This is a genomic window from Trinickia sp. HAY1-2D, from assembly GCF_056754935.1.
In genome coordinates this window covers 1,898,653-1,912,320 of record NZ_JBPGWX010000002.1, presented here as the reverse complement: position 1 = coordinate 1,912,320, position 13,668 = coordinate 1,898,653, and the positions used below count along the sequence as shown (strand labels likewise).

Below are 13,668 nucleotides of genomic sequence, written 5' to 3'. Positions count from 1 at the left end.
GGTCCTTAGTAGACGCAGTGCGCCCAACCGATCGACCGAGATGCGCGAGCATGAGCACACCGCGCGTTAACGGTGCGAGCAGGGCAGTTGCCGCATCAGGTTGTCATTATTGTCCCGTCGCACCCGACGCTTCGTGCTTCATGCCCATCGAATTGCCCTTCTTCCGGGGCGTGTGCTTCATCTTCCCCTCTTTCATCGAGGGTTTTGCCATGGTGCCACTTGCCATCTCGGTTTCAGACATCGTGCCGCTGGCCTGCTGGGCTGACACGTATGAAATGCCGACGGCGAGCGAAGCGCCGAGCGCCACGATTGCCTTCTTGCTCATGAATTACCTCCATTAGCGGTGAAGGTTGAAAAGACGGCTTTTGAAAGCCGATTGCTCGTTTATGGATTGCAGAGACAGGTACCACGAGGACGGGACGTGAACCGTTACTCCCGCCTGAGCGCGGAAAACAAGCCTGGGCGTCAGGACCCTCCGAACCAGTTGTACCCCTGGTCGCTCCAATAGCCGCCCGGAAACGTGTTCGTCACGAAGAGTTCCATGATGTGCTTCGGATTCTTGTAACCCAGCTTTGTCGGAATGCGTAGCTTCATTGGGAAGCCATATTTCGGCGGTAGGGTCTCGCCATCATATTGAAGGGCAAGCAGCGTTTGCGGATGGAGCGCCGTCGGCATGTCGATGCTTTCATAGTAGTCGTCGGCGCACTTGAAGCCGACATACCTTGCACTCGTGTCTGCACCCACGCGGCGCAGGAAGTCCCCGAACGGTGTGCCGCCCCAGCGTCCGATTGCACTCCATCCTTCGACGCAGATGTGCCGCGTGATTTGCTCCGCATGCGGCAGCGCGTAAAGCTCCGCCAGAGTCCAGGAGCGCTTACCGTTGACGAGCCCGCTCAGCTTTAGCGTGAACGCGGCGGCGTCGACCTTGGGTACGTCGTCGATGTCGTAATACGCGTTAAACGGGAACGGGCGTGTGAGGTCTCGTTCGCTGTAGGTCGGTGCAAGCCGCTTCGGGTCGAAGAGCCATGCCTGGATCCGATCGTTCATGCGCGAGACGCTCATGAGGAATGCGTTGACCGATTTGTCGTCCGTGAGCGAGCAACCGGTCAGCATCAGCAGGCCGCCGAGGGACAGTATGCGTTTGCCGAATTCGCGTCGCGAGGATAGGGCCAACTCACGGCGCGCGTCGGCGAGGATCGTTTTGGAATCGAGCGCAAGCGCTGGAAGCTCGGGATGAATAGGAATTCGGGAGCGTTTCACTGATGCCTCCGGTTCAGTAGCGTCGAGACGATCACGCTCTATCGGCCGCGGAGCATTGCAATCAGCGAGCGTGGCACAAGTGCAACCATCACGATATGGACGACGAGAAACGCCGCCAGGAAGGCCATCGCACAAAAATGTACGACGCGCGCGGAGTCGTAGCCGCCCATCATGTCGCGTAGCAATGGAAACTGCACCGATTTCCAGATCGCGAGACCTGAAAGGACGAGAACGACGAGGTCCACAATGACGGCGACGTAGGCGAGCCTCTGCACCGCGTTGTATCGAGAGAGGTCCGCATGGGAGAGTCTGCCCTTGAGCGCCAGCACGAGATCGCCAAAGACGGCGCGCGGCGATAGGGGGAAGAATTTTGAGAAAAAACGCCCGGTGACGATGCCGAGGGCGAGATAGACGATGCCGTTGGCGAGGAGGAGCCACATCGCGGCGAAGTGCCACTGCAACGCGCCCGCGAGCCAGCCGCCGAGCGTGACGGGCATCGGGAACATGAACCCCGAAAAGACCGGTGACGCATCGTAGATTTGCCATCCTGAGAGCATCATGAGGATTGCCGCGATGGCATTCAGCCAATGAGTGACGCGGACCCAAAGCGGATGCACGAGCGTGCCCCGTTGCACGGGCGCCCGCTGCGGCTTGCCACGGGCTTGCGAGGTTGCCATGATGCGGACCTCCATCGTGTGCTGCAACGGTATGCCGGCCTCGCTCGAGCCAAGCGCACCATTTAGGCAGGCAGCGAAAAACTCTTCGCCGAACCGCTCCTTTTCGAGGTCGGCTCGACCGGCACTGAGCCTTAGCACGGACACGCGCTGTCTGTGCGTGCTGCTTTTAGGCGCTATACGCGCAGAGTTCTCTTTTGGATGCGATATCGCCGCTTCTATCGCCGCCACGTAATCAGCGCAGGGAAGATGTCATCAGAATAGAGGATCAATGCCCGCTTCGCTATTTCATCAAAGCGCGCTGTCGTGTGACGTTGCATCTCACGCAGGTAGGCCCGTATCCCTCGAAGGTGTCGAACTTCTCGCCGATGTACCGGAAGCCGGTTTCGCCGCTTGCATGCCCCAGCAGCGGCCGGCATTCCCGTGCCAGCGCGTCGATCCCATCGGGGTAGTTCCGCACGCAGTAATAGATATCGTAGGCGTCCTTCTGCTTGTAACGGCCCGCCAGTGCATGGCCCTTCATCGCGAGCAAAGCAGGGATCGAGCACACCGCGATCTCTACACGGTTCGTCCCTCCGTCCGGCATCGGCCCTGCCACTGCCACAAGCTGATAGAACCGCATCGCCAGATCGGCGCCATCCGCCCGCTGCACAGCAAAGTCGCTGATCAGGGGCGGATCGTTCTTGACGATTTCGGCGTCGCGGGGCATCAAAAAATCGACTACGACGTCGATTGCTTCCCCGCCATCTCGTGCGGCAACCTGACGTAACAGTTGGAAACGCCGAAGCCCCTCGCGCTGGGCGTATCCATGGCCTTGAAGCGCGCCGATCAAGGTGGCGTACTCGCCGTTGCCGAGTGTAATTTCAATAAACCCGCCAGTTTCAGCGAACGCTGAAATGCCACTTCTCACTGAAATGTCACACCACGCCTTTTAACTCGCACGCAGCGCTCGCAGATCATCAGCGGTCACCTCACAAAGCAGCCTTCCTTTAAAGGCCGGCAGGATATCGCGCACAACGATGCCCTTGCGCACGGACCGCGTCGTGTCCGCCATTCTGGCGCTGTCAAGCCAGCTGGCAGCCGGTTCACCAAAGGTCTTTGCCACGGCGCGCTACTGCTTTTCCCTCTGTTTTTCCACTGGCGGAGACCTGCCTTCACGGACGGCACGACAGGGCGTCCATCGGTTTTTCCCGCGCCAACGCCAACCGAGATGCCACCTCGACCATAGCGGCCAATTATCAGCGTTTCGCGCCGCCCGTTAATGCGATAGTCGTATCGAAAGGAAATGGTGCCCGCCGGAGAGACTCCGACGTACATGCCGTCGCGGTCGGGGATCTTGTACGGGGCGGTGCGGGGTTTAAGGTTGCGGAGTACAAATTCGGTGAGCATCGTTTCTCGTGCTCGTGGTCGGTACACTTTTTACCGTCACCAACCACGAGCCCTCGATGCAGTTGACGGCTGTTGTCGGAACACACCAGAGGATCAGCGCCCGCCTTGTTTGAAAAAATCGCGAGCACTAGCTGTCTCAGGACGATTTGTGAACGCTGTACCGTCGCTGATACCGTCAGGCTCGTTCGAACGCGCCCCTCGATACCGTCACAACCGTAATGCAGCGCAAAGGTCGTCGTGCTCAAAAGCACTTGCCATGCGAGCGATCTCTGCGCGCCTGCAACCGACTTCCTCAGCAACCGATTGCCACGTCCTGGTCACGTTGGCCACTTCCCGGATCGTCGCCCGAGCCTGTTTCAGCGACAAACCAAAAAACTCCGCGGCGTTTTCCAAGAGGCCAACCGAACACGTTCCCTCGTCGAGATCGATATTGGTCGTGAGGATGCGCGCCTTGACATCGGTTGGCGTGGGATTGAGGTCATAGGCCGGTGACAATATCCAGCCATCGTGTCCCGCCCACAGGAAGCCGTGGTTCCTCAGATGATCATCGACGTTTGAGACCAGTACATTGAAGGACACGCGGCGATACAACTGCGCAGCATCGGCCCGCGCGTTCGCTCCGTGTTGTGTCAGTGCGTCAACCAGTTCTGGATAGCTACCGCGTTGGCCGTCCCGCGATCCCGTCATCGACATGGCCGAGAGAAAGGGGATCCGAATTCCCCCTGCACGATCGAAGCGACGCGACAGCAGAACGGCGTTGCCCGCTATTTCGAGCAGCTCGTGATGCGGGGTGGGAATACCGGCGCGCTCAGCCAATCGCAGAGCGATTTCCTCCCAGGTCTCGATGCTGTAGTCGTCGGTCTCCTTCGGAAACTTGGCAATCGACAGATGGCCGTGCTGGTCGATGACCGATGCCTTGGGACGCGCGCCACCGAGCGATGACCCGGGAGCGAAGATCAGTTGTAAGTCCTCATCGGTTTCTTCGTCACGCAGGATTCGATCGGTGATCTGCAGCAGGCGCCCCAATTCGACCAGGGCGGGGACCCCTGCGGGGACGGGCGATCGGAAGTTGTCTTCTCCGCTCCAGCGGAACCGCAGCGCGCCAAGGCGAGTTTCATCAGCTACGCCCAGCAGATAGTCGAGTTCGCCGAGCGTCCGCACGCGCCGCCCTTCCCGTTCGGCTTGGCGACGCTCCGCACGCTGCATGAGGCGGCGCCCCCAGGTATCCGGAGCCGAATCGCCGATCGAACCAAAAACAGGTTGGTCAGGCGGCGGCGGAAAGACACCACGCGTCAACGTCAGCGCCGGCTCGATCGAAAAGCGCTCAACGTCCGCCAGCCAGGTCTCGTCATATTCGAACGTGACTGTTTCTTCTCGACGCGACGCATGGCGCCTGAGCAGCCCCACCGGCCGCGGCGTGCCGTCGAGATCGATATATACCTCGACATCAGCCATGGTTACCCTTCCCCCTGCCACGGGGCAGCCGGACGCGCTGAGGCAACGCCGCGGTCGCCAGCGACTGCCCCACCGTATCGTGGGCAGTGTCGGCGACCTCCTCTAGTCCACCTAGAAGCCCAAGTGCCAACAGCACGGCTGCATAGATACCGATGCTCACGCTCGGATCACCCGCCTCGACGCGCTGCAGAGTCGCTCTCGACGTGAAAGCCCGCTCGGCAATCACCGCCATGGTCAGCCTGCGGCGACGACGCGCGTCGTGAATATCGGCACCCAATTTGCGGAGCGCCCGTCGGACGCCGATGGAAGGAGCGTGAGGGGTTGGCATCTTGCTATCTTCGTAAGTCGCTACCGCCGTTAATGTACCATGAAGATGACATTAGTGGTCACCAGCCCATCCGAATTGCTGAGCGGCGCGACGCAGTGCGGACGAGGATCGGAGATCACGGCGAGTGCGCGTTTGATCACGAGCCGCGTGCAGTCAACGGGCAGGAGCGCCGCAGCGGGATCGCCGTTGACCCGCCGCCCTCACGAGGCCGCAGGGGCGCCCGCCGATGCCTCGCCTGCCGTCTTTTGCACAGCAAAGACCGCTAGTGCGCCGGAATTGAGGAAACGGACCGCTCAGTCGAAAGACGGACGGGTCTTATCGACCCGAAGCGGCCGGTTAGCCGCTAGCGGCCCGACTGTCGAGTTTCGAAGTACCGCGGTCGCTCCCCGGGAGTTCGTCGCGGACAGGTAGTCGGCCTCCTAGCCGACGGTCGATCGGGGGCGGAATCTGCGGGGGCGGCTGCAAATCTAGGCACGGACAGCGGTCACTCGCAATTTGGTCTTGCGAGGTGTTCGATTTTGCGCTCAAATGTCGGCGGCGGCGGGTTGTGTGCAACGAAATGTATAAATCATGCAAGTCCGCGCCCAGTACGCTATCAGCAACGTCTAAGACGTGCCGAAATCAGATGATCGATTTATCGGCAGATCGTTGAAGCAGGTGCTGGCAGCCCGTCGCCACTTCACCGCTTGTAATAAGCGGAACGCAGGACAACGCGTCGCTCGATGAGTTGAGAAAGCATGACGTTGCTTTCCCAGTTTTCCGGATAGCGAATCTCCTCTATCGCACGAATATGTGTAACAACATCTTCAAGTGGTGATGCGGGCGCGTCCTGAATCTTTACTTGATTGTACTTCATCAAATGCTCGCAGACCCGATACGTGTAGCCACCCGAATTGAAAGTTTTATGTTCAGTGATGGCATGTGTAGATGGAGATTGCTTTAAGAGCTTTCCGAGGTATGGAATGATGTCCATACTTGTTGATTTACTTTCATTTCGCCTTCCGCTTCGAAACATGTGCCGCCAACCGAGCCGCGTCAGCTCTATCGTTCCAATTGCTGGACTGAGAATTTTTGCAAACTGCCGATAGGCAGCATGCACGCGTTTTCGCCGCTCCGGTAACGACGAATTTCTCCGCCGCACAATAATTCCACGCCCGCCTGTGTTCCCCGGCCGCTTGACGGAAGCACATCTAGCCAAGTCGTAAATCATCGCTGGGGTAACGCGATGGTAGGCTCCATATTCTTGTGAGCGAATCGTCGTCGTGGGGTGGACATATGCCCAATAAATCTGATTGGCATCTCGATCAACCCACGCGACGCAAACTCCGTGACTGGTCCTGATCGCTGCAATTTTTGCCGCAGTTTTCAGCTTAAAGCCCTGATGAAGGGGCTCACCATAGGTTGGCCCGGATTTGACTTGCGAGAGAACAACGAGACGCTCTCTTGGGTACCAAGGATGCGTCGCCGAGAAGAACATATCGATCTTCGAATTATCTTCCTCTCTTGAAGCCCAATGTCCCTCTCCACGACAAGCCAAGATGATCTTCGCCATAGCGTACGATTCGGAGTCGCTACCATTGATAGGGTTCTGGGCACGACCTTGCCGTGCGACTTGCGTCGGTTTCGCCAACAGTAAGCTAGACATTGACAATCCTTTTCATCTCCGAGCGATTTTATCAGGAGCTACTGCTAAGCTTCGGCTCGCGCCGGTGCTAGGTCCGAAAGTCGCTAACTTGCCGCCCGCGTCCTAACGCGCTTCGTGACCGCTTCACCGTTGATGGTCGCCTGCACGTCTCTGAGGAAATTACTCGTGTCGAGGAAGTAATTTGGGTAGGCCCGCTTCAGATGAGACAAAGAAGATACGGACACTCGCACGACTTGCGCGGGCTTGGCTACTTCTTGCTCAAGTCGTTCCAAGTGCTCCGCTGATTCTCCGGCTTCATCTTTCCGATACTCCCATACGTTAATGCTGTTGTTCTGTGGGTCGAGATGCATCACGTAGTAATAGGCGCCGCGCTTCTTGTCGAACTGCCGGATAAGTTGTGAGTAACCGCCCATCGTTCGAATAATATGATGTTCAGCGTCAAGGGCGCCGAGTTCTTCAATGATGCGGTCCGGTTCCTCGGGCGCGTTCGGCACCGGCGCCGTCCGCTCTCGATGCGCATACGCCGCGCTTGCTAGATGAAAGAAGCGAAGCCAGGCTTGATCGCCGCGACGCGATTTGAAAAGCTGCCCGCGCAACGTTCCTGCGGCCTCAACTGCTGTAGCCCAGCGGTGCTGCGCGAGCGTTCTGATCTGCAGCTCAACCTTCAGGCCGTTCCAAGATTCCGACGCTCCACGGCCTTGAAAGCGGAACTTGAGGTGCACGCTCCGATAGCCGGTGTCCGGGACCGGCTCGGCGACGTAATCTTTCGGCGTTAGCAAATCGTGCACGACCGGATCGTTCAGATACTTGTCTCGCAGTTCGTATACATGCCTAATGTTCGGGAGGATCACGCGGCAGCCTCCGATGTCTTGCATTTGCGACATCTTCATTTGCTCTCGGTCGTGCAACTTCAGCAAGATCGAATCGAGCCGTTTGATGCGCTGCGCGGAAAGCACCTGAGCGTTGCCACCTAAGATTCGCTTTGCTCGACCCTTCATGGTCATGTGAATGCTGTTGAGCGGATAGTCGTGCGCGCTCCGCCAATTGTTGACGATGGCCAAAGCTTGTTGGTCGTATGGAAGACCCTGATCCTCATTGGCGACGAGAACCCTAGCCGCACGGTTGACTTCTGCCGCGTTGTTCAGTGGTCGTGCGTAGTTGGCCATCGCTGATCTCTTCGATTTACACAAAAGCTCGAAATGATAAACGACTTCAGCGCAACCTATTGCGGCCTTTCGCCAGCGCTCAGCCCAGTGATCGCAGTCGGCCGATAACACGAAACAGGCTCTCGGCGTTCGAATGACCGCTTGCGAAGTGGAACTGCCGCCTGAATGTCATAGCGACGCAGCGAACGAAGGTCGCCTTCTGGCCGGTTTCCGCCTGCGCCCAAACACCGTTTACACGCGGCGCGCGCGAGAAGTCCCCATTGCATAGCAATCCTGACCGCCCGCCGGTTGACATCCAGCCCGGGGTCCGGGCACCACGGCAATTCAACTCTTCTGCAGTCTCCCGAACGCGGCACCCAGCGTCTATCCCACCGCTTACCGATACCGTCACAAATACCGTCAACGCCGCTGCCGGTATCAAACAAGCCTCTACGCATGTCGCCCGCGTATACCGTCAGGAATACCGTCAAATCGCGGTTACTCGGGCTCCACGCTGGCGCAGATGAAGGCAAATAATTCCCATATAAGGCAATGACTTACCGACCACGCCCGGCAATTTAGAATCGGGCACGCGTGATTTATCGACCATCATAAGTACTTGATTCAAAAGTGAATTTCAAGAGCCCCTACTCCCATTCGATAATGAATTGGACCTGAAAACCCGCGTGGCTATTGGGTTTCCTAAGTGTCGCGCATCGCCATACCATCAGATATACCATCAGGCCCCGATGGCGTTGCGCACCGTGCGTCCTGACACATCGAACAGGCTTGCTACCTGCGCGACGGCGTACCCGTTTGGCAATCCCTCGCCCACCATATCGCCGACCATGCGCGCCATTTGCTGGTCGCGGTATCGGCGGTAAACCTCGCTGCAGTTTGGTGGGTTCAGGTTTTGGCCGCCGAACTCGCGGCAAAGCGCTTCGGCGTCGTCGCGTCCCAAGATGCGCACCAGATCATGATCGTTCCGCAGGCGCTGCACCGTCGGCACGTACAAGATGACGCGTGACGATTTCTTGCCGTTCGCACCGCCGACGTATCGCGGCAGTTGCCCAATGAGATACAACGCGCGTTCACGCCCTATCACTTCGGCTATCTCCTGAACGCTGTTCGGTAGTTGCATGGTCTGTTCGCATCGCCCTAATGAGACGACATGATACAAGCCGACGCAGCCCATATCAACAAATTTCCTTGAAAAATCAAAGACTTAATTCACGGACGTGAATACGTGACGCAAAAAATCCATCAGGCGCACCACCGTGCGGTAATCGCGGTCGCCATGCTCGACGTGCTGCGAGCGTTCGGCGCGGCGTACCTGGGGCACAAACGGTTCGGCGCACGCGCAGATGAACTGGTATTGCTCGCCGCCGTGTTCGTCGGCCAAGCGGAAGGGCGGCCGATGAACGCCAGTAAGCTGGCGGACTATGCGGGCATGCCGCGGCCAACCGTCATCAGGAAACTGCGGGCGCTCGCCAGGCGCGGCGTATTGGAGCGGATCGAAGGCGGCCTGTATGCCCTGCCGGCGCGCGTCGTGAACGGCGCGCCAGTGCTGCGTGCGGCGGACGCTGCCAGGAAACGGATTCGACGCGCAGCGGCGGCGATGGCCGGCTAGTAGCCGCGACGTTGGCGCTCGGCTTTCTTCCGTTCTTCCTCGGCTTTTTTGTGCTCCGCGTCCTTCGCTAAGAACTCGTCTTTGCGCTCCAGCAGCGCATCCCAAACGAAGTCATGGAAGCTGAACGGGTAGTAATCCTGGTGGTGAGTGCCGCCAGGTGACCATACCAGACCCTTGCCCTGCATGATGCCCACGGGCGGGCTGAACACGTAGGTGTAGAACGTTGGCGAGCCCTTGCGAAGCGCATCGGCCACCACGTCGATTTCTTCCTTTGACAGGTGGTTCAGCCTGCCCAGCACGCTAACGCGCCTGTGCTCCTGCCGCTCGTCTTCCTCTTTCTTCCGAATCGCGCGCCGCTGCTCCAGTACTGACAGTTTTCGCTTATCGCGGTAGGGAGCAAGCAACGCATCTACGCCCCCCACTATGCCCAAAGACACCGAAGCCACCGCCACGATAATGAGGACGGGGAGCGCGAATGGACCAATCGGACCCAGGTCCAGAACGTGAGTAAGGACCAGGGCAAGCAGCGCGCCGCTCGTTATGGCAATCGCGATTGTCGCCTTGAGCGGCAGTTTGAAAAAATCAAGCCATTTTGCGTCAAGCATCCCCGGTTGATACCACTACACCGGGGGTTGCGACTAGGCCGGCACAAGGCCTATCCCTGCTTCTCCCCAGCGGCCCGCATGGCAGCCGCCGCCAGCGCCAGCGCATCCGCCCGCCGTCGCTCGCGGTCGGCCGGCGTCACGACAGGCCCCAGCAGCCGCTTCACAACGCCGTCCCAGTCCGTCGCATCGCCATCACGCCGCGTCACGTCACGGCCGCCGTGCTCGACAGCAAACGGAAGACGTACCGCACTCATCGTGAGTCGGCTGCGAGTTCGGCGGCACGGTGCGCCAGGTCATCGCGGCCGGCGCGGATGAACTGAACAACGGCATCCAGCAAGGCGCGTTCGGCAGCTGATTGCGCGGCTGTGCGCTCGACTTCGGTATCGCGCGGCGGCGTCAGGAACAGTATGGCGCGCTTAGCGGATGCCAGGACTTCATTCGTCGTCGGTGTCTGCATGGTCGTCGGTCTCGTCGGTCAGGTCTAGTTCGGTTTCGGCAGCGGTCTTAAGTGCAAGCGTCAATTCTTCGCGCATCTTCTGCTTGAAAGTCATTTCGTTGGTTTCGCCGAGTAGCTGCAGCACGGCTCGCTGGGCGACGTTAAGGACGTTCCGCTGGATAACCGCGCACCTCGCCGACTGCGCGCGCTCGAATTCGCTAATTAGGGCGACCGCGCCGCGTTCCTTCGCCAGCTCCAGTTCGGCGCGCGTAGCATCGGCGTTCAGCTTCCGCAGCCGCGCCTTATTGATTTCCTCGCCAATATCGCCGCCAGTCTGGTAGGCAATCAGCGCCTGCACCGAGTCGCCCAGCGCGTAGCGGTTACGGCCGATGCGAACAATCACGCCTTCCTCGGCGCGCTGGCGCACCCAGCGCGTTGTCATATTGAACATAGCCGCCAGATCAGCGTCCGATACTTCCATATCGAGAATTGCGCTCACGCCGTCACCCTTGCTGTTGTGGTGTCCAATCGCTGAATCTGTCGAACGCAGGCCGCCGCCAGGCTTTAGCAGCATCGCGAATCGACGCCGCCACCGCGCGGTCATTTGTCGACAGCCGTTTGTCACTGGCGATTGCATCGGCCGTATTGGCTGCCGCCACCAACAGGTCGAAAATCTTGTCCGAATCGATGGCGCTCATTACTTGATGCCTCTCGCTTCTCGGGCCTGTTCGAGCAGCGGGCCGTTAGGGTCGATGCGCGTTGTGCCAGGCGGTCCTGGGCGACGCCGCTTGCAGCCGCTATATTTCCGTTTGCGTTTTCCGCCAGGCGACGCCGGTTGCGGTGCTGGTGCCGACGCCGGCAGCACTGCGGTTTCGGGTACTTGCGCAGGCTTGGCGCGGCGTCGAAATAGCTTGGTAAGAAGTGCTTTCATTGGCTCATACCTCGCCGTGCTGTTGCCAGCCCGATTGCGGAGCATTCCAGGGCGGCCGCTGTGCGTCGTAGGTCAGTGATTGCGTGCGCAACTACCGGCGAGTCGATGTTTGCGGCACCGGCCAGTAGCGTGCGATAGCGGGCCAGCAGCGCGGATGCTTCGCCAACTTGGTCGGCGACTTCAGTAAGTGTCGTGCGTGTGCTCATGTTCGTGTTTGTGTGTGTATCGGCAGACCATTGCCGGCCGTCTGCCAGGGCGAATGAAACAGGCCGCGTTTTATCGACGTGGTGCGTGCCCATCCCCACGCTCGCGAACTTCCCCAACCGGCGCGCCGCGAGTGGCGCCGTCTGCTAACCCGCAGCGGGTAGGAAATCGGTTTTCTCGCTCATCAGCGCGCGACGCAGCAGAGCGGTAGCGCATTGATTGAATGAAAGGTCCGCGCCGAACCGCTCGCTCATTTGTCGTCGTTCGGCTTCGATCTTTTCGCGCACGTCGCGCGGGATTGTCAGTGAGACTTTCTGCTGTTCCATATTCAAATCTCCAAGGGCTTCCAACTAGCCCAGTCGCTGCGCTTAGCAGGCGCCGCGATGGCGTCGCGTTGAAGTTCAGTGACGCGGCTGGTCAGCAGCTTCACGGCGCGAGCCATCTGTGCGTCCGTCAGCGCGGGGAATGTTTGCCGCAGCCAGTCGCGCGCACCATCGAACGAATAGCGGAACGTCCCGTGCGCCGTCATCACCAACACGCGCGGGTTTCCTTCGTCATCCGAGCCGCGATCCACGACGGCTGCGGCGGCGATCACGGTTGCGGCTTCGACTGGCAGCTCGTCGCTAGCCTGCCTTGCGCTGGGCTTTCGGCCGCCCAGCAGGCCGCGCAGGCGGCCGATCATCAGGCTGCAGCAGTCCAGAAGCTGCCCGAATCGGGAATAATTGCCTGGACGTTCGCGAACACGGTCACTTCTTGCGAGCCGTTCACATCGAGCCGCTTAAAATGAACCTGCAGTTCCGGCCGAATAGCGACGGCGCTTCGACCGAACGCGCCGATGAACGTGTCGGTGTGTACGGCTGTAAGCTCTGCCTTTACGCCAGGGCTGGCGCGGAACGAACCGTCACCAGCGATGATTGCGCCAGTTCCGTTTGTTCCGATGAGCGCTCGAAGGCTGTCGTAGGTAAGGTGTCGCGCCGCAGCCAGGCCGAACGAGAACGCCGCAGGCGCGGTCGCGGCAATGGCAGCCAGCAGAGCCTTGTCTGCGGCTTCGCCGAGGCCCGCCAGGATGGAAATCATCAAATCGTCCAGCAGCTGGTCGCCGCCGACAGCGCGGTGCTGGGGGCGCGTGATGGTCGCGCTGAACGCGATGGACGGCGCGTCTTGCCATTGGAAAGATGCGTCGTGAAACGGCAGTGCTGAATCGGTTGCTGCTGCGCCGTCAGCCACCGTTGCGAAAGCGGCCGGATCAGTGCTGCGCACAAGGGCTTCCTGCCGGTACAGCGCGATCCCATCGCCAAGCGGCGGCGTTGGAGCGGGTGCGGCTACGATTAACCTCGCACCAGCGGCCACGCATCGGCTGTGGGCTTCGATGACGGCGCGCGGATCAAGCGCCTGCGACTCGCCAGCCTTGCGCGCATCCAGGCGATAGACTCCCTCCGGCGTTGTGCCCAGGTCAAGCGCGCGCAGCAGATCGACTCCGCCAGATGCTACGGCTGGCGTCGGCGTACGGCGCGGCGTTTCAATGCCAGCGCTAAAGTGGTCATGCCAGCCAAGCGCGCGGCTCGCGGCCTCGGAGATTTCACGGAGAGGGTTCGATTGCATGTATTAGCTCGTTTGCGGTTGTTTAGAAGAATTCTGCGGCGTTCGCGCTCAATTTTCCTCTTGTGGGTTCTGCATTCGTTGCGCTATCAACGAATTGGAATTGGAAAGTGATTTTTGGGGCACGCAGTTGTCCGGCGGGGCGGGAACGCTGCCCCCGCAGGCGGCACGGCCCGAATGGGACCCGCGATGGGGGGGTGGGGGTGCTCGCCAGCCACCAAGACGCAGGTCGCCATCCCACGTACATCACGCCGCCGTCGTCGTACCACGCCAGACGATGCACGGTCACGCAGCCAGCCGACCAGGCAGCCGGGCGCTGCGCCGTGAGCGCCTCGCCCCATAGACGGAATTGATTACACTGCCGGCG

Annotated in this window: 18 protein-coding genes and 1 pseudogene; 1 reads left to right on the top strand and 18 read right to left on the bottom strand. The window is 59.9% G+C overall.

Going from position 1 to position 13,668, the window contains the following annotated elements; translation table 11 throughout:
- Positions 1–106 precede the first annotated feature (106 nt).
- The 10 genes and pseudogenes from ACR9ZC_RS16075 to ACR9ZC_RS16030 form a co-directional block, all read right to left on the bottom strand.
- A complete protein-coding gene (locus ACR9ZC_RS16075) occupies positions 107–325 on the bottom strand; it encodes a pentapeptide MXKDX repeat protein (RefSeq protein WP_481581055.1) in 219 nt (72 codons plus the stop codon).
- Positions 326–465: 140 nt separating this feature from the next.
- Positions 466–1,260 carry a molybdopterin-dependent oxidoreductase gene (locus ACR9ZC_RS16070; protein ID WP_481581054.1) on the bottom strand — a complete coding sequence of 265 codons (795 nt, stop codon included), beginning with the start codon at positions 1,258–1,260 and terminating at the stop codon, positions 466–468.
- A gap of 38 nt (positions 1,261–1,298) precedes the next feature.
- On the bottom strand, positions 1,299–1,937 hold the full coding sequence (locus tag ACR9ZC_RS16065; RefSeq protein ID WP_481581053.1) for a cytochrome b/b6 domain-containing protein: 639 nt from the start codon (positions 1,935–1,937) through the stop codon (positions 1,299–1,301).
- 289 nt (positions 1,938–2,226) lie between these two features.
- Positions 2,227–2,790, bottom strand: a pseudogene (locus ACR9ZC_RS16060) (nucleotidyl transferase AbiEii/AbiGii toxin family protein); the annotation flags it as partial.
- Between the two features lie 110 nt (positions 2,791–2,900).
- Positions 2,901–3,323, bottom strand: coding sequence for an Arm DNA-binding domain-containing protein (locus ACR9ZC_RS16055; protein WP_481581052.1), 423 nt, complete (start codon positions 3,321–3,323; stop codon positions 2,901–2,903).
- A 207-nt stretch (positions 3,324–3,530) separates the two neighbouring features.
- Positions 3,531–4,778: a type II toxin-antitoxin system HipA family toxin gene (locus ACR9ZC_RS16050; protein WP_481581051.1), complete on the bottom strand. Its 1,248-nt coding sequence runs from the start codon at positions 4,776–4,778 to the stop codon at positions 3,531–3,533.
- Positions 4,771–5,106 (bottom strand): helix-turn-helix domain-containing protein, encoded by a 336-nt coding sequence (locus ACR9ZC_RS16045; RefSeq protein ID WP_481581050.1) that lies wholly within the window; start codon positions 5,104–5,106, stop codon positions 4,771–4,773. The genes ACR9ZC_RS16050 and ACR9ZC_RS16045 overlap by 8 nt, the downstream gene beginning before the upstream one ends.
- A gap of 679 nt (positions 5,107–5,785) precedes the next feature.
- Positions 5,786–6,658 carry a hypothetical protein gene (locus ACR9ZC_RS16040; protein ID WP_481581049.1) on the bottom strand — a complete coding sequence of 291 codons (873 nt, stop codon included), beginning with the start codon at positions 6,656–6,658 and terminating at the stop codon, positions 5,786–5,788.
- Between the two features lie 176 nt (positions 6,659–6,834).
- Complete coding sequence (locus tag ACR9ZC_RS16035; protein ID WP_481581048.1) at positions 6,835–7,917, bottom strand: RelA/SpoT domain-containing protein; 1,083 nt, start codon at positions 7,915–7,917, stop codon at positions 6,835–6,837.
- A 718-nt stretch (positions 7,918–8,635) separates the two neighbouring features.
- A complete protein-coding gene (locus ACR9ZC_RS16030) occupies positions 8,636–9,091 on the bottom strand; it encodes a hypothetical protein (RefSeq protein WP_481581047.1) in 456 nt (151 codons plus the stop codon).
- A gap of 102 nt (positions 9,092–9,193) precedes the next feature.
- Between ACR9ZC_RS16030 and ACR9ZC_RS16025 the strand changes: the two genes are divergently transcribed.
- Positions 9,194–9,526 carry a helix-turn-helix domain-containing protein gene (locus ACR9ZC_RS16025; protein WP_481581046.1) on the top strand — a complete coding sequence of 111 codons (333 nt, stop codon included), beginning with the start codon at positions 9,194–9,196 and terminating at the stop codon, positions 9,524–9,526.
- On the opposite strand, the gene ACR9ZC_RS16020 is transcribed toward ACR9ZC_RS16025, so the two are convergent.
- From ACR9ZC_RS16020 to ACR9ZC_RS15985, 8 genes are all read right to left on the bottom strand, one after another.
- The gene (locus ACR9ZC_RS16020) at positions 9,523–10,131 is read right to left on the bottom strand and encodes a hypothetical protein (protein ID WP_481581045.1); all 609 of its coding nucleotides are present in this window, start codon (positions 10,129–10,131) and stop codon (positions 9,523–9,525) included. The two genes, ACR9ZC_RS16025 and ACR9ZC_RS16020, sit on opposite strands and share 4 nt — an antisense overlap.
- A 50-nt stretch (positions 10,132–10,181) precedes the next feature.
- Positions 10,182–10,385, bottom strand: a complete 204-nt coding sequence (locus ACR9ZC_RS16015; protein WP_481581044.1) for a hypothetical protein — start codon at positions 10,383–10,385, stop codon at positions 10,182–10,184.
- Complete coding sequence (locus ACR9ZC_RS16010; RefSeq protein WP_481581043.1) at positions 10,382–10,588, bottom strand: hypothetical protein; 207 nt, start codon at positions 10,586–10,588, stop codon at positions 10,382–10,384. Before ACR9ZC_RS16010 ends, ACR9ZC_RS16015 begins: the two co-directional genes overlap by 4 nt.
- A complete protein-coding gene (locus ACR9ZC_RS16005) occupies positions 10,566–11,066 on the bottom strand; it encodes a hypothetical protein (RefSeq protein WP_481581042.1) in 501 nt (166 codons plus the stop codon). Before ACR9ZC_RS16005 ends, ACR9ZC_RS16010 begins: the two co-directional genes overlap by 23 nt.
- Before the next feature lie 4 nt (positions 11,067–11,070).
- Positions 11,071–11,265, bottom strand: coding sequence for a hypothetical protein (locus ACR9ZC_RS16000; protein WP_481581041.1), 195 nt, complete (start codon positions 11,263–11,265; stop codon positions 11,071–11,073).
- A 583-nt stretch (positions 11,266–11,848) separates the two neighbouring features.
- Complete coding sequence (locus ACR9ZC_RS15995) at positions 11,849–12,028, bottom strand: hypothetical protein (RefSeq protein ID WP_481581040.1); 180 nt, start codon at positions 12,026–12,028, stop codon at positions 11,849–11,851.
- Between the two features lie 2 nt (positions 12,029–12,030).
- Positions 12,031–12,384: a hypothetical protein gene (locus ACR9ZC_RS15990; protein WP_481581039.1), complete on the bottom strand. Its 354-nt coding sequence runs from the start codon at positions 12,382–12,384 to the stop codon at positions 12,031–12,033.
- Entirely contained in the window at positions 12,384–13,304 is a 921-nt protein-coding gene (locus tag ACR9ZC_RS15985) for a hypothetical protein (protein WP_481581038.1), read from the bottom strand. Before ACR9ZC_RS15985 ends, ACR9ZC_RS15990 begins: the two co-directional genes overlap by 1 nt.
- Positions 13,305–13,668 lie beyond the last annotated feature (364 nt).